The following is a 17,908-nucleotide window of genomic DNA, read 5'->3' as shown; positions in this document are numbered from 1 at the left end:
CGCGTGACCAGCCCGTCGGGTGACTCCGACCCGCCGCGCCGCGACCCGGAGCCGTCGCTGCTCGGCCCGGTCGGCGAGCGTGTGCCCGACGTCGAGCGGATCGCCGTGCTGCGCGCCAACGCGCTCGGCGACTTCATCTTCGTGCTGCCGGCGCTGGACGCGCTGCGGTCGGCGTACCCGTCGGCGGAGATCGTGCTGCTCGGCGCGCCGTGGCACGCGGCGCTCTGGCGCGACCGGCCCGGCCCGGTGGACCGGGTGCTGGTGGTGCCGGCAGCGCCCGGCATCCGCGATCCGGGCCCGGGCGAGTCGCCGGGCGACGTGCCGGGCTTCCTGGCCGCGGCCCGCGCCGAGCGGTTCGACCTGGCGTTGCAGGTGCACGGCGGTGGCGCGAACTCCAACCCGCTGGTGGCGGGCCTCGGCGCGCGGGTCACCGCCGGCCTGCGGGCCGAGGGCGCGCCGCCGCTCGACCGCTGGCTGCGCTACGTCTACTACCAGCACGAGGTGATCCGCTACCTGGAGGTCGCCGCGCTGGTCGGCGCGCCCGCCACCACGATCACCCCGTCGCTGGCGGTCACCGCCGCCGACCGGGCCGAGGCCGCCGCCGTGCTCGGCCCGCCCACCCGGCCCCGGGTGGCGCTGCACCCCGGCGCCACCGACACGCGGCGGCGCTGGCCGCCGGAATGCTTCGCCGAGGTCGCCCGCGCGCTCGCCGGAGACGGGTACGAGGTGCTTGTCACCGGCACCCCCGCCGAGCAGGAGACGGTGGACGCTGTGGTGGCGGCGGCCGGCGTGCCGGTGCGTCCGCAGGTCGGCACGCTCAGCCTCGGCGCGCTGGCCGCCGCGTACGCGGACTGCGCGCTCGTGGTCTCCAACGACACCGGCCCGCTGCACCTGGCCGCCGCCGTGGGCGCGCCGACCGTCGGGGTGTTCTGGGTCGGCAACCTGATCAACGGGGCGTCGCCGCTGCGTGGGCGGCACCGCCCGATCGCCGCCTGGACCACCCACTGCCCGGTCTGCGGCGTCGACTGCACACCCGGGATCTACCCGCACCGGCCCGGCGACGGGGAGTGCCCGCACCGGGTGTCGTTCGTGGCCGACGTGCCGGCGGCCGAGGTGATCGAGGCGGCCCGCGAGCTGCTCACACCTCCGCCGTCGACTCGCTGAGCACCACTTCCCACGCCTCCACGTCCCGCTCGGTGACTGTGGTCGGCGACTCCAGGTGGTAGGCCCCGCTGGGCAGCACACCGGCGCCGCCGTGGCGCTCCAGCACGGCGAGCTGGGCGGCGACGTCCTCGCCCTGGTGCCGGTCGGGCAGCCGCTCCCAGAAGTCGAAGCCACCGGCCTCGACCAGCTTCGCCCGGTCGTAGAGCACGCAGCCGCCGATCCAGGAGACCTTGTACGCCCGCCACTGCCCGGGCGGCAGGTTCAGCTTCTCGGTGACGTGCAGCAGGTTCGCGGCCGGGTGGATCGACGCCCGATGCCACTCCGGCGTGCCCGGCATGATCCGTTCCGGTACCGGCCGTCCGGCCCACTCCTCGTAGTGCTGGTGCGTCTCCGGGCGGACGTCGTCGGCGTAGGAGAGCCCGTGCACCGCGTTGCCGACGAACCCGCAGCCCAGCTCGTCCAGCGCGGTCATCAGCCGGGACAGCGTGCCCGGCTCCAGCCACACGTCGTCGTCGAGGCAGAGCACCGCGTCGGCGGCCGACTGGGCCAGCAGGTAGCACCGGTGTTCGGCCAGGCCGCGACGGGGCAGCCGCCGGGTCAGCAGCACCGGATGCCCCCGGTGCCGCAGCGCCCGGACCATGGTGGCGGCGGCCGGGTGCGCGTACGCGGGCTCGCCGTCGGACTGGTCGCTGACCACCACCCCGAACCCGGGTACGCCCTCCTGCGCGGCCAGCCCGGACAGCGTGACAGCCAGTTCGGCGGGCCGATTGCGGGTGGGAATGAGCACGTCGAGGCGGCGGCGCTGCCGGAACTGCCCGGGCGTGCCCGGGTCGAGCGGTCGGGTCACGCCGGCCTGCCTTCGCCCACGGGGCTGTCCTCGCTCCGCTCGGTGCGTTCGCTCATGAGCGACTGGGCGCGGATCCGGTCGATGATCGCCGAGGTGGAGCGGTCCGGCACGTACCCGAGCGTGCGTACCTGCCCGCCCAGCCGCCGCACCAGCGGCGCCTCCGGCACCATCTCCGGCGGGTAGTCGCCGCCCTTGACGTAGACGTCCGGCCGGACCGCCTCGATCAGCCGGGCCGGGGAGTCCTCCTCAAAGACCACCACGTGGTCGACGCAGGCCAGCGCCGCCAGCAGCGCGATCCGGTCCTCGACCGGGTTGACCGGCCGGTCCGCGCCCTTGAGCCGGCGGACGCTGCCGTCCGAGTTGACCGCCACGATCAGCAGGTCACCGAGCGCGCGGGCCTGAGTCAGGTAGCGGACGTGCCCCGGGTGCAGCACGTCGAAGCAGCCGTTTGTGAACACCACCGACCGCCCGGCCTGCCGGTGCTCGTCCACCAGCGCGGCCAGTTCGTCGGCGCCGACCAGCGCCGGGTGCCCGCCGTCGTCCGGGCCGGTGCCGAGCGCGGCGAGGAGGTCCTCGCGGCGGCACACGCAGGTGCCGGTGTCGGCGACCGTGATGGTGGCGGCGAGCTGCGCGAGCTGGGCGGCGGTGGGCAGGCCGGCGTCGGCGGCGAGCGCCAGCGTCATGGCCGCCAGGTACGCGTCCCCGGCGCCCACCGCGTGACTGGCCGGGACCGGGGTGCTGTGGCTGCGCCGGGGCTCGCCCTCGGCGCCGCCGACCACCGCGCCCTCGGTGTCCAGGGTCACCGCCACCACGTCCGCGCCGGTGTGCTCGCGCAGCTCGGGCAGGCGCGACTCGGCCAGCACAGCCCGGTCTACGCCGGTGCCGGCGGTCGCGCTCACCGTCACGCCGGTGCCGGTGACGCTCAGCCCGTCCCCGGTGAGCGCCACCCGCTCCTCGCCGGGCGTCGGCTCGCCGGTCGGGCCGGTCGAGCCGCCGGTCGTCGCTGCGGCGGGCGCGCCCGAGGTCGGGTGCGGGCTGCCCGGCGCGCGGTCGCCGGACCCGCCGGGCGCCGCGCCGACCATCAGCTCGGACGGGCCGTCGGCCTCCGCCGGGTGGTCCAGGTGCAGGTCACCCCCATTGGGTACGGCGTTGCGCTCGCCGTGTGCGAAACCGGCGGCGGCGCGGGCCAGCAGCCGGGTGGCCTCGGCGAAGCTCGGCGTCACCACAGTCGGGTTCAGTCCACGCCAGTCGGCCAGGTCGTGCGCGTCCAGCGCCACGGTGCCGTAGCGGTCCCGGTTGGCGACCAGCCAGGCGCGTACCGCCGAGGGCAGGGCGCCCAGGCCGTAGTCGCAGACCACGAGCGTGAGCGGCTGTCCCGGGGCCACCGCGCGCAGCTCCTCGGTGGCGCAGTGCAGGGCGGTCAGCAGCCGTGCCACCCCGTCGTCGTCCAGCGCGTCCTCCGGGCCGCCGGAGTCCTCCCGGAGCAGGATCTGGTTGCCGGCGAGCATCCGCCGCTTCACCGGCGTGGGCCGGCCGGGCTGGCTCACCGTACGGTCCCAGACCGCGGCGCGGTCCAGGCAGTCGTGCAGCTCGTCACCGGCCACGTCGGCGCCGACCGGGGCGACGAGCGCCGCCCGTCCACCGAGCGCCGCCACGTTGACCGCCGTGTTGGCGGCGCCCCCGGCCGCGGAGATCCGCCGCCGCAGGGTGAGGACCGGCGCGGGCGCCTCGCGGCAGAGCCGCTCCGACTCGGCGAACCGCCACTCGTCCAGCATGGCGTCCCCGACGACCAGCACGGGACGCTGCTGCCAGCTCGCCACCACGGTGGCCAGCCGGCGCTCTTCCGCTGCTGCTCCTGCCATGCCTCTGCGGATCCCCCCGCGCCGTCGGGCCAAACGCGACGCGGGCCACCCGGTGCGCCCGGTTTCGCCGCATCGGCCGGGGGAACGGTGCAGACATACCCCGGAGAGGAGAGAAGAGCATGGCAGCGACACTTCAGGGCAAGCGCATCGCCTTCCTGGCCGCCGACGGCGTCGAGGAGGTCGAGTACACCCAGCCCCGGGAGGCGGTGGAGAACGCCGGCGCGCAGGTTGAGCTGGTCTCCCTCGACTCCGGCTCGATCCAGGCCTTCAACCACCTGGACCACGGCAAGCAGTACCGGGTCGACGTCACCGTCAAGGAGGCGGACGCCGGCGCGTACGACGGTCTGGTCCTGCCCGGTGGCGTGGCGAACCCGGACTTCCTGCGCGCGGACCCGGACGCGGTCCGGTTCGTGAAGTCGTTCTTCGACGCCGGCAAGCCGGTCGGCGTGATCTGCCACGGCCCGTGGACGCTGGTCGAGGCGGACGTGGTGCGGGGCCGCACCATCACCTCCTGGCCGAGCCTGCGCACCGACCTCACAAACGCCGGCGCGAACTGGGTCGACAAGGAGGTCGTCACCGACAACGGGCTGGTCAGCAGCCGCAAGCCGGACGACCTGCCGGCGTTCTGCGCCAAGATCGTGGAGGAGTTCGCCGAGGGTCGGCACGCCGCCTGAGGAAAGTCACAGGCCCACCGGGGGCATGATCCGCCCCCGGTGGGATAGGAAGCGGGATGACCGCCCAGACCGCCCCGCCCGCGCTGCCCGCCCGCCAGATCCGCCTGCTGATGTTCGGTCTGATGACCGGGATGCTGCTGGCGGCGCTCGACCAGACCATCGTCGGCACCGCCCTGCCGACGATCGTGGGGGAGTTGGGCGGCATCAACCACTACTCGTGGGTGGTCACCGCGTACCTGCTGGCGTCGACCGCCTCGACGCCGCTGTACGGCAAGATGGCCGACCTGTACGGACGCCGGCCGGTCTTCCTGTTCTCGATCGGCATGTTCCTGCTCGGCTCGCTGCTGGCCGGGCTGTCGCAGGACATGACCCAGCTGATCGTCACGCGCGGCGTGCAGGGTCTCGGCGCGGGTGGGCTGATGACGCTGGCGTTCACCATCATCTCGGACGTGGTCTCGCCCCGGGAGCGCGGCCGCTACCAGGGGTTGTTCGGCGCGGTGTTCGGCGTCTCGTCGGTGGCCGGGCCGCTCGTCGGCGGTTACTTCGCGGAGACCAACTGGCGGTGGATCTTCTACATCAACGTGCCGCTGGCGATCCTCGCCATCGTGGTCTGCTGGCACGTGATGCGGCTGGTGCCGTTCGAGCGGCGGGAGCACACGGTCGACTGGATCGGCGCGGCGCTGCTGGTGGCCGGCGTGAGCTGCCTGCTGCTGGCGCTGAGCTGGGGCGGCGCCGAGTACGCCTGGGGCTCCGGCGTGATCGTCGGCCTGTTCGCCGCGGGCGCGGTGCTGGGCGTGCTGTTCGTCGTCCAGGAGGCGCGGACCAAGGAGCCGATCCTGCCGCTGCGGCTGTTCCGCAGCGCCACGTTCGCGCTGGCGAACGCGGCGGGTTTCGTCCTCGGTCTGGTGATGTTCGGGTCGATCATCTTCATCCCGCTCTACCTCCAGATCGTCAAGGGCGCCTCGCCGACGCGCAGCGGTCTGCTGATGCTGCCGATGATGGCCGGCGTCATCATCACCTCGATCGTCACCGGCCGGGCGATGAGCCGGATCGGCAGGTACAAGTGGTTCCCGGTGGCGGGCGCGGCCGTGCTGGTGGTCGGCATGCTGCTGTTCCAGCAGCTGCGGGTGGCCACCTCGCTCTGGGCCGCGTTCGGCTACATGGTGGTGATCGGGATCGGGCTGGGCCTGTGCATGCAGTCGCTGATCCTCGCCGTGCAGAACGCGGTGAGCGTGCGCGACCTGGGCGCGGGCACGTCCTCGGCCACGTTCTTCCGGTCGCTCGGCGGCTCGTTCGGCGTGGCCATCCTGGGCGCGGTGCTGTCGTCCCGGCTCACCACCGAGCTGGCCGGCCGGCTGCCGGGCGCGCTCGCGCAGCTTCCGCCGGAGCAGCGGGCCGCGGTGTCTGCAGGCGGGAACTTCTCGATCAATGACCCGGCGGCCATCCTGGCCCTGCCCGCCCCGGTACGCGCCGCCGTCCAGGCCTCGTTCGTCGAGTCGCTGCACCTGGTCTTCCTGACCACCGGGCTGATCGCGATCGTCGCGGTGCTGGTCACGCTGGCCATGCCGAACCACCAGTTGCGCGGCACCGGTCCGCAGGGCGCCACCGGCGGCGCCGACCCGATCGGCGGCAAGGCCCCGGCGCCCGGCGGCAAGCCGCTGACGAAGGAGTCGAAGGAGGAGGCCGCCGCCGACATGGAGGCGAAGTCGCAGACGATGCTGTGACCGGCGGCTACTTGAGGATCAGCCGGTTGGTCTGCTCGAACACGTCCAGGTCGGCGAGCGTCTCGTGGACGCTCGACGAGAGCGGGTGCGGGAAGTCCGCCGGACGGAAGAAGGCGGCGTCGGTGGTCTCGTCGGTGAACCGGTCCAGCTCGCCGTCCCACTCGTCGACCCGGAACGCGGTGGTGAAGACCTGGTACGTGTGTCCGTACATGTTGGTGTGGGTGCGGTCCGGGCCGGTGTAGAGCGCGAACGCGCTGACCCGCAGCGCCCGCAGGCCGGTCTCCTCCCGCACCTCGCGAACCGCGCAGTCGGCGATCGACTCGCCCAGTTCCATGGCGCCGGCCGGCAGCGCCCACTGGCCGTTGTCGGAGCGCTGGATCAGCAGCACCCGGGCGGCGTTGTCGCGCACCACGGCGCGGGCGCCGACGAACATCAGGGTGCGGTCACCGGCCAGGGCGCGGAGCTGCCCCACGTACGAGTCGGCCCACGAGATGCTCACCCGGACAATCTACGCATCATCCGTGATCACCTCGGTGGTTCCGGGGGGTTCCGTAGATGTGACCGCCGCCACTACGTTGTTACCCATGCGTAGCACGATGATGGACGCCCCCCTCCAGGTCGCCCGGATCCTCGAACACGGCTCCACCGTGCACGGCGCGGCGGAGGTGGTCACCTGGACCGGCGCCGAACCGCGCCGGATGACGTACGCGGAGGTCGGCCGTGCCGCCGCCCGGCTGGCCCACGCGCTGCGCGACGAGTGCGGCGTGACCGGCGACGAGCGGGTCGCGACGTTCATGTGGAACAACAACGAGCACCTGGTGGCGTACTTCGCCGTGCCGAGCATGGGGGCGGTGCTGCACACGCTCAACATCCGGCTCTTCCCCGACCAGGTCGCCTACATCGCCAACCACGCCGAGGACCGCGTGGTGCTCGTCGACACCACGCTCATCCCGCTGCTCGCCCGGGTGATCGGCGAGATGACCACCGTGGCGCACGTGGTGGTGGTCGGCGGCGGCGACCCGGCCCCGCTGCTGGCCGCCGCCGGTGACCGGATCACCGTGCACCACTGGGACGCGCTGCTGGCCGACCGCCCCGACCACTTCGACTGGCCGGAGGTGGACGAGCGGGACGCGGCCGCGCTCTGCTACACCTCGGGCACCACCGGCCACCCCAAGGGCGTCGCCTACTCGCACCGCTCGATCTACCTGCACTCGCTCCAGGTCTGCATGCCGGAGGGCTTCGGGCTCGGGCCGAACGACCGCGAGCTGGCCATCGTGCCGATGTTCCACGCCATGTCCTGGGGCCTGCCGTACGCGGCCTTCCTCTCCGGCGCCTCGCTGATCATGCCGGACCGGTTCCTCCAGGCCGAGCCGATCGCCGCGATGATCGCCGCCGAGCGCCCCACGCTGGCCGGGGCGGTGCCGACCATCTGGACCGACCTGCTTGCCTACCTGGACGCGCACGAGGTGGACCTCTCCTCACTGAAGGAGGTCATCGTGGGCGGGTCGGCGTGCCCGCCGGCGCTGATGCACGCCTTCCACGACCGCTACGGCATCGACGTCATCCACGCCTGGGGCATGACCGAGATGTCGCCGCTGGGCTCGGTGTCCCGGGCGCCGGCCGGCGCGACCGGCGACGACGCCTGGCGCTACCGCTACACGCAGGGCCGCGTACCGGCGGGCGTGACCGCGCGGATCGTCGGCCCTGCCGGTGAGCCGCTGCCCGCCGACGGGACGTCGGTGGGCGAGCTGGAGGTGCGCGGGCCGTGGGTGACCGCCCGGTACATCGGCGACGACGTGCCGGAGGAGGAGAAGTTCCGGGATGGCTGGCTGCGGACCGGTGACGTCGGCACGCTCTCGCCGGACGGCTACATCACGCTCACCGACCGCGCCAAGGACGTGATCAAGTCGGGCGGGGAGTGGATCTCCTCGGTCGAGCTGGAGAACGCCCTGATGGCGCACCCGGCGGTGCTGGAGGCGTGCGTGGTGGGCGTACCGGACGAGCGCTGGGACGAGCGTCCGCTGGCCACCGTCGTGGTTCGCGAGGGCGCCTCGGTGACCGCCGAGGAACTGCGGGACTTCCTGGCCGGCTCGGTGGCCCGCTGGCAGTTGCCGGAACGCTGGGCGTTCATCGACGCCGTGCCCAAGACCAGCGTCGGCAAGTTCGACAAGAAGGTGGTGCGCTCGCGGTACGCCGACGGCGGGCTCGACGTACGGGAACTGACCGCGTCGTAACGTTTCGGGGCGTACCGTCGCCTACACGGGCAGGAACACGTTTCCAACGGGCATTCCTCCCAGAGGGCGGCCCCGGCGTTCGCACCGCGCCGGGGCCGCCCGTCCGTTACGGGCTGACCCGCACCGTCATTGTTGCGAAACTTGTTCGCGTCTGTCCGGCTGTCGGGGAAATCCGGTCACCTACTCGTCCGCGGTGGTGACCAGCACCTTGCCCACCACGCTGTCCTGCACCGCCTGCTGGGCGGCAGCGGCGTCCGCCAGCGGATACCGGTGCAGCGGCAGCCCGGCGTCCTCACCGACCCGGATCGCGCCCTGCGCCACCGCCGCCGCGATGTCGGTGACCGCCTGCGCCTTGGCGACCTTCGGCGCGGTGTAGATCAGCACGAACTGCCAGCGCGCGTTCGGAACCATCAGCGGCCGGATCGGCAACGTGATCTCGTCGCCGCCGTCGTCGGCGTACACGCAGACCGCCCCGCCGGTACGCAGCATCCGCACGTCGGCGGCGGCGTTGCGGGCGGCGGAGACCTCGACGATCGTGTGCACCCCGTCGGGCGCGACCTTGCGGACCTCCTCGACCACGTCCTGCTCGCGATAGTTGATCACGAAGTCGGCCCCGGCCGCCGCCGCGAGCTGTGCCTTCTCCGGGCTGCTCACAGTCGCGATGACGCACGCGTCGGCCCAGCTCGCGAGCTGGATCGCCGCGTTGCCCACCGCGCCCGCGCCGCCCTGCACCAGCACCACATGGTCGCTCAGCGCGCCCGCGTGCAGCTTGTCCGGCATGTACTCGCCCGCGGTCAGGCAGCGGTGCGCGGTCATGAACGGGATGCCGAGCGCCGCCCCCAGATCGAACGACGCCGGACCGAGCGGCACCGCGTGCCGGACCGGAACCAGCGTGTACTCCGCGGCGGTGCCCCACGGCCGCTGCCACGCCGCCTCCCACACCCAGACCCGCTCGCCGATCAGCGTCCGGTCCACGCCCTCACCGACCGCCTCGACCACCCCGGCGCCGTCCTGGTGCGGAATCTGCCAGCCGCTCGGCAGCGGCCACGCCTGGCGGGCCTTCCAGTCGGTCGGGTTCACCCCCGACACGGCCATCCGCACCAGCACCTCGCCCGGCCCGGGTTCCGGCACGGGCCGCTCGACCACCTGGAGCACCGAGGCGTTCCCGCTGCGCTCGTACACGATCGCCTTCATCGCCGTCCCTCCGCCGTCCTTCCGGGTGCGCTACCCGGCAGCCGCCCGAACATGCGGCCCAGGGCGCACCCGGCCACCGTACGACGGCTCGTCAGGCGGCCGGCTTGAGCACGACCTTCGAGTAGCCCGGCTCGCGGCGGTCGAAGCGCTGGTACGCCTCCGGCGCCGCGTCCAGCGGCAACTCCTTGCTCACCACGAAGCTCGGGGTCGCCCGCCCCGCCATGATCAGGTTTCGCAGGTACGCATTGTAGGTCTTCACGTTCGCCTGCCCGGTGCCGATCCGCAGGCCCTTCTCGAACAGCTTGCCCACCTTGAACAGCAGCTCACCCCGGGCGGAGTGCTCGTCCGGGGCGCCCGGGTCCGCCGCGAGGTAGAGCCCGACCACGCCGATCGCCCCGGTCGCGCGCACCACCTCCACGAGCGTGTTCAGCACCAGCGCCGGCTGCTCCTCGCCGCTGGGCGCGGACGCCTGGTATCCCACCGCGTCCACGCCGTGATCGGTCCCCACCCCGTCGGTCCGGTCCCGGATCTGCTCGACCGGGTCGCCCGCGCTGAAGTCGATCGGGGTGGCGCCGATCGACTCGGCCAGCCGCAGCCGGTCCGGCACCCGGTCCACCACGAACACCTCGGACGCCCCGATCAGCACCGCCGAGTACGCCGCCATCAGCCCGACCGGCCCGCCGCCCATCACGGTCAGGTTCTCGCCCGGCCGCAGCCCGGTCATCGCCACCCCGTGGTAGCCGGTCGGAAAGATGTCGGCGAGCATCGCGTAGTCGTTCTCGTGTTCGGCGCCGGGCGGCAGCTTCAGGCAGTTGAAGTCGGCGAACGGCACCCGCAGGTACTCCGCCTGCCCACCCCGGTACGGCCCCATCGACACATAGCCGTACGCGCCGCCGGCGAAGCCCGGGTTCACCGTCAGGCAGAACCCGGTGCGCTGCTCCCGGCAGTTGCGGCAGAACCCGCACGCCACATTGAACGGCATCGAGACCCGGTCACCCACGCGCAGGCTCGTCACGCCCGGCCCGGTCTCGACGATCACGCCCATGTTCTCGTGGCCGAACACGATGCCCGGTTCGGCGGCCGTCCGTCCCTCGTACATGTGCAGGTCCGAACCGCAGATCGCGGTCGTCGTGACCTGGACGACCACGTCGTTCGGATCCTCGATCCGCGGGTCGTCGACCTCGTTGACGGCCACCTCGTGCGGCCCCTCGTACACCACAGCCCTCATGTCACCGACCGTAGGCCGGGTGGTGGCGGCGGGTGGGTGGTTCAGTCGATCCCCGCCACCACAGCGGGCGTGAGCGCGCCGATCGAGGGGAGCAGCACGGTCGCGAGCGCCTCGGCGTCCGGATCGAGCGGGTACGACCCGTGCGGCACCGCCACCACCCGGCACCCGGCGGCAGCTGCCGAACGGACCCCGTTCGACGAGTCCTCCACGGCCACGCAGCGGGCCGGGTCGACTCCCAGCCGCCCGGCCACTGCGAGCCACACGTCCGGCGCGGGCTTGCCCCGGGCGGTCTCCTCCGTCGACAGCGTCGCGCCGAACGAGCCGGCCAGGCCCGTCGCGTCCAGCGCCGCCGCGATCAGCCGGGTCGGGGAGGAGCTGGCCAGCCCGAGCGGCCACCGCGCGGCGATGCGGCGCACGACCTCCTCCGCCCCGTCGATCACGGGTACGCGCTGCGCGTACCGGCGGGCCATCTCGGTCACCACCTCGGTGGCGACCTGCTCGGCCGACCTGCCGACGCCCAGCTCACCGCTGAGGTACTCGGCCCACTCGCCGGTGCTCATGCCCATCAGCCGGCGCTGCGTGTCCGGCTGCCAGACGCCGCCGTGCTGCGCCACGTACGCGCGCCGGACCTCCTCCCAGACCGGCTCGGAGTCCACGATCACGCCGTCCAGGTCGAAGAGCACCGCGTCCACCATGCCGCCATCCTGCCCCAGCCGGCGGCCCGGCTCACCGTGGCAGCGCGGCTCCGACCGACCGCTGCGCCGGCAGGCCGATCGGCGCCTTGGCCGGGATGATCGTGCGGCAGCGGGTAGCGATCGGCTCCAGCAGGTCCCGCAGCCGGGCGGTACGTTCCGCGCCCAGCGCCCGCCACGGCCCGGCAGCGGCCCGGTCGGTGGCCTCCTCGACCACGCGGAACGTCTCCGTGGCGTACGGCGTGGCCGTCCGGTCGGGGGTCAGCCAGCCCTTCTCCACCAGCCGCTCCTCGGCCGCGGTCCACTGCTCGTCGGTCCAGCCCCGGGCGGGCTGGTGGAACTCGCGGGACTGGTCGACCCGGCACCGCCAGGCCACCACCTCGGCCGGTTCCAGCCCGGTCGTCACCAGCGCCGCCACGTGGCCGTCGCCGCGGTGCTCGCGCAGCGTGGTGGCGGCCTGCCAGAGCCGGGCCAGCGGGTACTCGCCCCGGGGCAGTGCGGCGTTCACCGCGCCGAGCACCCGGCCGGCGACGTCCACCCGCGCGGCCGCCTCCTCCAGCAGGTCGGCGGCCTCGACCAGATGCGACTCGGGCAGCTCGTAGGTGAACTCGGCGAGCGCCTGCACACCACCGGTGAGCCGCGCCCGCAGCGCCTCCTCCGGGGTGGCCAGACGCCACACCGACGGCAGCGCGCGGGCCACCATGGCCGGCGCGAAGCTGAAGAACGCCGCGGTCACGGCGGGCGCGTCGACCGCGCCGAGCGGCGCGGCCCGCCCCGCGAAGTAGCCGCGCCAGTAGCCGCGCAGCCCGACCGCCTCGAACGCGGCGCGGGCCCGCGGATGGAAGTAGGTCACCGCGTGGACCGGCTCGTACAGCGTCCACATCTGCCGGGTCGCCCCGGCCCCGTCCAGCGCCGCCACGTGCACCTCCGCGTCGGTGAGCAGATCACCGCGGACGGACGTGCCGCCCGCGGTGACCATGAACCTACTGCCGCAGGGTGACCGGACGGAAGCCTGGAGTGAGCTACTGCGCAGCCAGCACGTCGACGACGAAGCGCAGCGGCCCGGCCGGGCGGCCACCGGCGGCGTCGTTGCCGTACGCCAGATCGGCCGGCAGGTCCAGCTGCACCCGGCTGCCCACCGGCACGCCGACCAGGCCCTGGTCCCAGCCCTTGATGACCTGGCCCACGCCGATCTGGAAGGTGGCCGGCTGGCCGTTGTCCCAGGACGCGTCGAACTGCTTGCCGTCGGAGTAGAACACGCCCACGTAGTTGGTGGTGATGTTCTGCCCGGCCTTCACCGCCGGCCCGGTGCCCTTCACCAGCGTGGTGACGGTGAGCTTGGTCAGCTCGCCGGTGCCGGCCTGCACTGTCGGCTTGGTCTTCAGCGCCGGGTCGATGCCGGCGGGCAGCTCCGGAGCGGGCATCTCGGTGGGCTCGACCGGGGCGGTGGGGCTGGCCGAGGAGCCGGCGGTGGCCGCCTTGTCGTCGTCCCCGCTGTTCAGCCAGACCAGGCCACCGACCAGGGCCACCACGGCGAGCACGCCGACAGCCGCGCCGAGCATCGACTGCCGGCGGCGACGCGCCTCGGCGGCCTTCTTCTCGGCCAGCTGGGCGGCCAGCCGCCGCCCTGCCTTGGTGGCCGGGGCGGCCTGGCCCTCCGACCGGTTCTCCACACGCTCGCTCACGTCGACTCCCTGCAGGGTGGGTGGGTGCGCCCCCGGCGGGCCGCCGCCGAGGCCAGCGCACACGGTACCCGCCCGGAGCCCCAGCGTGCCCATACGCCCGCACCGATCAGGACACGGAGACCGATACGGGGGCACCGCACAGGGTACGTTTCGGGCATGGCGATCCTCAGCGAAGAAGACCTGGCCCTGCTCGGCGAGCCGCAGCTCGCGCACGTGGCGACGATCGAGGCCGACGGCACCCCGCACGTCACCCCGGTCTGGGTCGACACCGACGGCGAGCACATCGTGTTCAACACGGCCAAGGGGCGGCAGAAGTACCTGAACATGGCCCGCAACCCGGTGGTCGCGGTGTCGGTGGCGGACAAGGCCGACGACTTCCGCACGCTCTGGATCAAGGGCACCGTCGAGTTCGTCACCGAGGGCGCCGACGAGCACATCGACCGGCTGGCGAAGAAGTACCTCGGCCAGGACACGTACCCGTGGCGGCGCCCCGGCGAGGAGCGCGTCATCGTCCGGGTCACCCCGACCGAGAAGCTCGGGCGAGGCTGAGCGGCCCGGCCCCGCCCTCCACCGAGGGCGGGGCCCCGGCCGTACGCGCGTCAGGCGCTCTTCTTCGCGGCGGCCTTCTTCGCCGTCGTCTTCTTGGCGGCGGTCTTCTTGGCCGGTTCGGTCTTCTTCTCCGCCGTCTTCTTCGCGGGGGTCTTCTCGGCGGCCGTCTTCTTCGCCGGCTCGGCCTTCTTCTCGGCCGGCTTCCGGGCCGGGGCCTTCTTCGCGGCCTTCTTCGCCGATCGGGCCGACGAGATCGGCGTCGGCTCGGCCCCACCGCCGGACGGCGCCTCGCCCCGGGCCGCCCGGGCCCGCTCCACGGATGCCTTCAGCGCGGCCATCAGGTCCACCGCGGCGGCCGGCGCGGCCTCTTCCTCCTCCGGCTGCACCACCTCGCGGCCCTCGACCTTCGCGTCGATGACCTCCTGCAACGCCGCCCGGTAGTCGTCGGTGAAGGCGTCCGGCTCGAACTCGCCGGCCATCGAGTCGATCAGTGAACTGGCCATCGCCAGCTCCGGCGGGCGTACCTTCAGGTCCTCGTCCAGGAAACCGAAGTCGGGCCGGCGGATCTCGTCCGGCCACAGCATGGTGTTGAGCAGCAGCACGCCCTCGCGGACCCGCAGCGTCGCGAGCTGCTCCCGCTGGCGCAGCGCCACCTTGACGATCGCCACCCGCTCCGAGTCGGACAGCGCGTCGCGCAGCAGCACGTACGGCTTCGTCGCCGAGCCCTCCGGCTCCAGGAAGTACGCCTTGTTGTAGAGGATCGGATCGACCTGCTCGGCCGGTACGAACTCCAGCACGTCGATCGCGTGCGACGTGCTCAACGGCAGGTCGGCGAAATCCTCGTCGGTGAGGATGACCATCTCGCCACCACCGATGTCGTACCCCTTGGCGATGTCGTCGTAGGTGACCTCCTCGCCGCAGACCGAGCAGGTGCGCTTGTAGCGGATCCGGCCGCCGTCCTCACGGTGCACCTGGTGGAAACGGATGTCCTTCTCCTCGGTGGCCGAGTAGACCTTCACCCCGATCGACACCAGGCCGAACGACACCGCTCCTTTCCAGATCGCCCGCATTTCGCGCTCCTCTCCCCGGTTGACCACCAGAATCGCAAACGATCGAACGGGACGCACGCGCTTCCGCACCCAACTACAGTCGGAACGTGCCCGGCGCGCCGTTGAAGCCGATGCTCGCGACGACCGGGCAGCTCCCGGTCGGCGCCGCCTGGTCGTACGAGTTCAAGTGGGACGGCGTCCGCGCGCTCGCCGACATCTCCCGCGGCGACCGGCACTTCTACGCCCGCTCCGGCGTCGAGATCACCACCGCGTACCCGGAACTGCTCAACCTGGCCGAGCAGGTAGGTGACGCGCTGCTCGACGGCGAGGTGGTCCTCTTCACCGACGGGCAGCCCTCGTTCACCGCGCTCGCCGAACGAATGCACGTGCGCAACCCGGCCAAGGCGGCTCGGCTGGCGGCGACCGTACCCGTCACGTACATGATCTTCGACCTGTTGCGGCTCGACGGCGAGGACCTGACCGCCCGGCCGTGGCGGGAGCGGCGGGCGGCGCTGGAGTCGCTCGGGCTCGGCGCCGCCCGGTGGGCGGTGCCGCCGGTCTTCGGCGACGGCCCGGCCACCTACGCGGCGGCCGGCGAGCACGGGCTGGAGGGGGTGATGGCCAAGCGGGTCGACTCGCTCTACCGGCCCGGCGTGCGCTCCCCGGACTGGGTGAAGGTCAAGCTGGAGGTCACCGGCGACTTCGTGGTCGGCGGCTGGCGGCCCGGCGCGCGGCGCGTCGGCGGTCTGCTCGTCGGCGTGCCCGGCCCGGACGGGCGGTTGATCTACCGGGGGCGGGTCGGCGGCGGGATCGGCGCGGCCATCGAACGGGAACTGCTGCGTGAGCTGGAACCGCTGCGGGCCACCGCGTCGCCGTTCGCCGCCGGGGTGCCGCGCGAGGATGCCCGCGGCGCGATCTGGGTAACTCCCCGGATCGTGGTGGAGGTCAAGTACGGCCAGCGCACGCCGGACGGGAGGCTGCGCTTCCCGCGCATCCTGCGCCTGCGCCCGGACAAGCCGCCCGAGGAGGTCGACGATGCCGGCTGACCGGCTCAAGGTCGAGGTCGAGGGGCGCTCGCTGGAGCTGTCCAACCTGGACAAGGTGCTCTTCCCGCAGGCCGGCTTCACCAAGGGCGAGGTGATCGACTACTACACCCGGATCGCCCCGGTGCTGCTGCCGCACCTGCACGACCGCGCGCTGACCCGGATCCGGTTTCCCAACGGCGTCGACGGCGGCTCGTTCTTCGAGAAGAACGCGCCCGCCGCGACCCCCGGCTGGGTACGCACCGAGAACCTGCCCGCCCCCGGCTCCACGAAGGGGCGGGAAACCATCGACTACGTGGTCTGCGACGAGCTGCCCACGCTGGTGTGGCTGGCGAATCTCGCCGCGTTGGAGCTGCACACTCCGCAGTGGAAGATCGGCGCGCACCCGGACATGATGGTGGTCGACCTGGATCCGGGCGCTCCGGCCGCGCTCAAGCAGTGCTGCCAGGTGGCGCTGCTGATGCGCGACCGGCTGGCTTCCGACGGGATCTCCTCGTTCCCGAAGACGTCCGGGAAGAAGGGCATGCAGCTGTGCTGCCCGATTGCCGGTACGCAGGACGCCGAGATCGTCTCCGACTACGCCAAGCGGATCGCGCAGGAACTGGAGCAGGCGCACCCGAAGCTGGTCGTGTCGAAGATGGCGAAGAACCTTCGGCCCGGCAAGGTCTTCATCGACTGGAGCCAGAACAACGCGGCGAAGACGACAGTGGCGCCGTACTCGCTGCGGGCCCAGCCGGTGCCGGCCGTGTCGACGCCGCTGACCTGGGACGAGGTGGAGGCCGGGGCGGCCGGGAAGCGGCCGTCGACGCGGCCGTACACCGCCGGGGAGGTGCTCAAGCGGGTGGAGAAGCAGGGCGACCTGCTGGCGCCGCTGCTCGACGGCGGTCCCGAGCTGCCCGTGCGCTGATCCGGGCCGCTTCGGTTGCTCCGGACCGGCGGCTCGGACGGTTAGGGTGAGCGGACCGGCAGACAGGAGTTTCGCGCATGGCCCACCAGGCAGCCGTCGCCGTCGCGCCCGACGCGGTCGGGTACCCGCTGCTCAGCTACCACGACGACGGGACGGGCGAACGCACCGACCTGACCGCCGCGCAGCTCGGCGAGTGGACGGCCCGCAGCGCCGGGCTGCTCCGCGACGGTTGCGGGCTGCGCCCCGGTGACCGGGTGGCGGTGCTGCTGCCGCCGCACTGGCGTACCGCGGCGGTGCTGCTCGGGGCCTGGTCGGTCGGGTTGACGGTGTCGTTCCGTCCCCGCGCGCTGGCCGGCCTGCCGGTGCTGGAACCGGGCGCGGACCGGCCGTACGACGCGGTGTTCGTGACGCCGGAACGCCTCGACGACTGGCTGGAGGACGTACCCGAGGGGACGCACCGCTATCTGGTGGGCACCGGTCCGGGGCCGCTCGGCGAGGTGCCGCCGGGCTGGCTGGACTGGTCGGCCGAGGTGCTGCGGCACCCCACCGACCCGCCGGACTACACGGCAGTCGACCCGTCCGGGCCGGCCACCGCGGACGGCACCAGCTTCGGGGCGTGGCGTCGCCTGGCCGCCGAGATCGCCACCCAGCTCGATCTGCACCCCGGCGACCGCCTCCGGGTGGACCCGACCGAGGACGAGCAGCCCCTGAAGTGGCTCTTGGCCCCCCTCTCCGCGGGTGCCACGGTCCTGATCCACGCCAACTCCGCCTCCGCCTCCGCCTCCTCGCCTCGCTGATCTTGCAGTCGCGGCCCCTCGGGTGCCGGGTTTGTGGCTTGAGTCCGGGCCGCAACTGCATGATCAACGGCACTCCTGGCGTTTCGCGTCGATCCACGCCGAGATCTTGGAAGGAAGCGGTCGTCATGAGGGCTGTTCAGTCCCATGACATCTGTCAGCGTTGAAGTCCCGATACATGTGTCACGTGGTAGGGATCTTGGGTCGGGTGGTATGTGCTGCCGGGCATGGCTTCTCGGCGGCATGTGATGAACCTGCTGGA

At 72.9% G+C, this 17,908-nt stretch carries 17 protein-coding genes; 8 read left to right on the top strand and 9 right to left on the bottom strand.

The window, feature by feature from the left end; all coding sequences use genetic code 11:
- Positions 1 to 3: 3 nt before the first annotated feature.
- Positions 4 to 1,164 carry a glycosyltransferase family 9 protein gene (locus tag KBX43_RS11170; RefSeq protein ID WP_113972172.1) on the top strand — a complete coding sequence of 387 codons (1,161 nt, stop codon included), beginning with the start codon at positions 4 to 6 and terminating at the stop codon, positions 1,162 to 1,164.
- On the opposite strand, the gene KBX43_RS11165 is transcribed toward KBX43_RS11170, so the two are convergent.
- Positions 1,139 to 2,011 carry a glycosyltransferase family 2 protein gene (locus KBX43_RS11165; RefSeq protein WP_113972171.1) on the bottom strand — a complete coding sequence of 291 codons (873 nt, stop codon included), beginning with the start codon at positions 2,009 to 2,011 and terminating at the stop codon, positions 1,139 to 1,141. The genes KBX43_RS11170 and KBX43_RS11165 overlap by 26 nt on opposite strands.
- A complete protein-coding gene (gene rfaE2 / locus KBX43_RS11160) occupies positions 2,008 to 3,873 on the bottom strand; it encodes a D-glycero-beta-D-manno-heptose 1-phosphate adenylyltransferase (RefSeq protein ID WP_247677320.1) in 1,866 nt (621 codons plus the stop codon). The genes KBX43_RS11165 and rfaE2 overlap by 4 nt, the downstream gene beginning before the upstream one ends.
- Positions 3,874 to 3,992: 119 nt before the next feature.
- On the opposite strand from rfaE2, the gene KBX43_RS11155 reads away from it, so the two are divergent.
- Both KBX43_RS11155 and KBX43_RS11150 read left to right on the top strand, forming a co-directional pair.
- Complete coding sequence (locus KBX43_RS11155; RefSeq protein ID WP_043327208.1) at positions 3,993 to 4,547, top strand: type 1 glutamine amidotransferase domain-containing protein; 555 nt, start codon at positions 3,993 to 3,995, stop codon at positions 4,545 to 4,547.
- Positions 4,548 to 4,603: 56 nt separating this feature from the next.
- Complete coding sequence (locus KBX43_RS11150; RefSeq protein WP_064448866.1) at positions 4,604 to 6,271, top strand: MDR family MFS transporter; 1,668 nt, start codon at positions 4,604 to 4,606, stop codon at positions 6,269 to 6,271.
- A gap of 7 nt (positions 6,272 to 6,278) precedes the next feature.
- Here the strand turns inward: KBX43_RS11150 and KBX43_RS11145 are convergent, their stop codons facing one another.
- The gene (locus tag KBX43_RS11145) at positions 6,279 to 6,770 is read right to left on the bottom strand and encodes an NUDIX domain-containing protein (protein WP_030503787.1); all 492 of its coding nucleotides are present in this window, start codon (positions 6,768 to 6,770) and stop codon (positions 6,279 to 6,281) included.
- 100 nt (positions 6,771 to 6,870) lie between these two features.
- Between KBX43_RS11145 and KBX43_RS11140 the strand changes: the two genes are divergently transcribed.
- Positions 6,871 to 8,505 (top strand): fatty acid--CoA ligase, encoded by a 1,635-nt coding sequence (locus KBX43_RS11140; protein ID WP_176722787.1) that lies wholly within the window; start codon positions 6,871 to 6,873, stop codon positions 8,503 to 8,505.
- Positions 8,506 to 8,685: 180 nt separating this feature from the next.
- Here the strand turns inward: KBX43_RS11140 and KBX43_RS11135 are convergent, their stop codons facing one another.
- From KBX43_RS11135 to KBX43_RS11115, 5 genes are all read right to left on the bottom strand, one after another.
- On the bottom strand, positions 8,686 to 9,699 hold the full coding sequence (locus tag KBX43_RS11135) for an NADPH:quinone reductase (protein WP_113972170.1): 1,014 nt from the start codon (positions 9,697 to 9,699) through the stop codon (positions 8,686 to 8,688).
- A gap of 91 nt (positions 9,700 to 9,790) precedes the next feature.
- The gene (locus tag KBX43_RS11130; protein ID WP_113972169.1) at positions 9,791 to 10,927 is read right to left on the bottom strand and encodes a glutathione-independent formaldehyde dehydrogenase; all 1,137 of its coding nucleotides are present in this window, start codon (positions 10,925 to 10,927) and stop codon (positions 9,791 to 9,793) included.
- Positions 10,928 to 10,968: 41 nt separating this feature from the next.
- On the bottom strand, positions 10,969 to 11,622 hold the full coding sequence (locus tag KBX43_RS11125) for an HAD family phosphatase (protein WP_113972168.1): 654 nt from the start codon (positions 11,620 to 11,622) through the stop codon (positions 10,969 to 10,971).
- Positions 11,623 to 11,653: 31 nt separating this feature from the next.
- Positions 11,654 to 12,502, bottom strand: coding sequence for a hypothetical protein (locus KBX43_RS11120; protein WP_199495966.1), 849 nt, complete (start codon positions 12,500 to 12,502; stop codon positions 11,654 to 11,656).
- Positions 12,503 to 12,641: 139 nt separating this feature from the next.
- Entirely contained in the window at positions 12,642 to 13,397 is a 756-nt protein-coding gene (locus tag KBX43_RS11115) for an FKBP-type peptidyl-prolyl cis-trans isomerase (protein ID WP_043327194.1), read from the bottom strand.
- Between the two features lie 63 nt (positions 13,398 to 13,460).
- Here KBX43_RS11115 and KBX43_RS11110 point away from each other — a divergent pair, with 63 nt between their 5' ends.
- Positions 13,461 to 13,853, top strand: a complete 393-nt coding sequence (locus KBX43_RS11110) for a PPOX class F420-dependent oxidoreductase (protein WP_043327192.1) — start codon at positions 13,461 to 13,463, stop codon at positions 13,851 to 13,853.
- 50 nt (positions 13,854 to 13,903) lie between these two features.
- Here the strand turns inward: KBX43_RS11110 and KBX43_RS11105 are convergent, their stop codons facing one another.
- Positions 13,904 to 14,923, bottom strand: coding sequence for a Ku protein (locus KBX43_RS11105; protein ID WP_113972166.1), 1,020 nt, complete (start codon positions 14,921 to 14,923; stop codon positions 13,904 to 13,906).
- Between the two features lie 86 nt (positions 14,924 to 15,009).
- On the opposite strand from KBX43_RS11105, the gene ligD (KBX43_RS11100) reads away from it, so the two are divergent.
- The 3 genes from ligD (KBX43_RS11100) (at position 15,010) to KBX43_RS11090 (ending at position 17,649) form a co-directional block, all read left to right on the top strand.
- On the top strand, positions 15,010 to 15,948 hold the full coding sequence (ligD, locus tag KBX43_RS11100; protein WP_113972165.1) for a non-homologous end-joining DNA ligase: 939 nt from the start codon (positions 15,010 to 15,012) through the stop codon (positions 15,946 to 15,948).
- The gene (ligD, locus tag KBX43_RS11095; RefSeq protein WP_043327186.1) at positions 15,938 to 16,852 is read left to right on the top strand and encodes a non-homologous end-joining DNA ligase; all 915 of its coding nucleotides are present in this window, start codon (positions 15,938 to 15,940) and stop codon (positions 16,850 to 16,852) included. The genes ligD (KBX43_RS11100) and ligD (KBX43_RS11095) overlap by 11 nt, the downstream gene beginning before the upstream one ends.
- A 77-nt stretch (positions 16,853 to 16,929) precedes the next feature.
- The gene (locus tag KBX43_RS11090; protein WP_210884274.1) at positions 16,930 to 17,649 is read left to right on the top strand and encodes a TIGR03089 family protein; all 720 of its coding nucleotides are present in this window, start codon (positions 16,930 to 16,932) and stop codon (positions 17,647 to 17,649) included.
- Positions 17,650 to 17,908: the final 259 nt, after the last annotated feature.

Origin of the sequence: Micromonospora sp. C41 (genome assembly GCF_018070485.1) — a bacterium.
Lineage (GTDB): Bacteria > Actinomycetota > Actinomycetes > Mycobacteriales > Micromonosporaceae > Micromonospora > Micromonospora chalcea.
The sequence above is the reverse complement of the archived record's forward strand: the minus strand, read 5'-3'. Positions and strand labels throughout refer to the sequence as shown.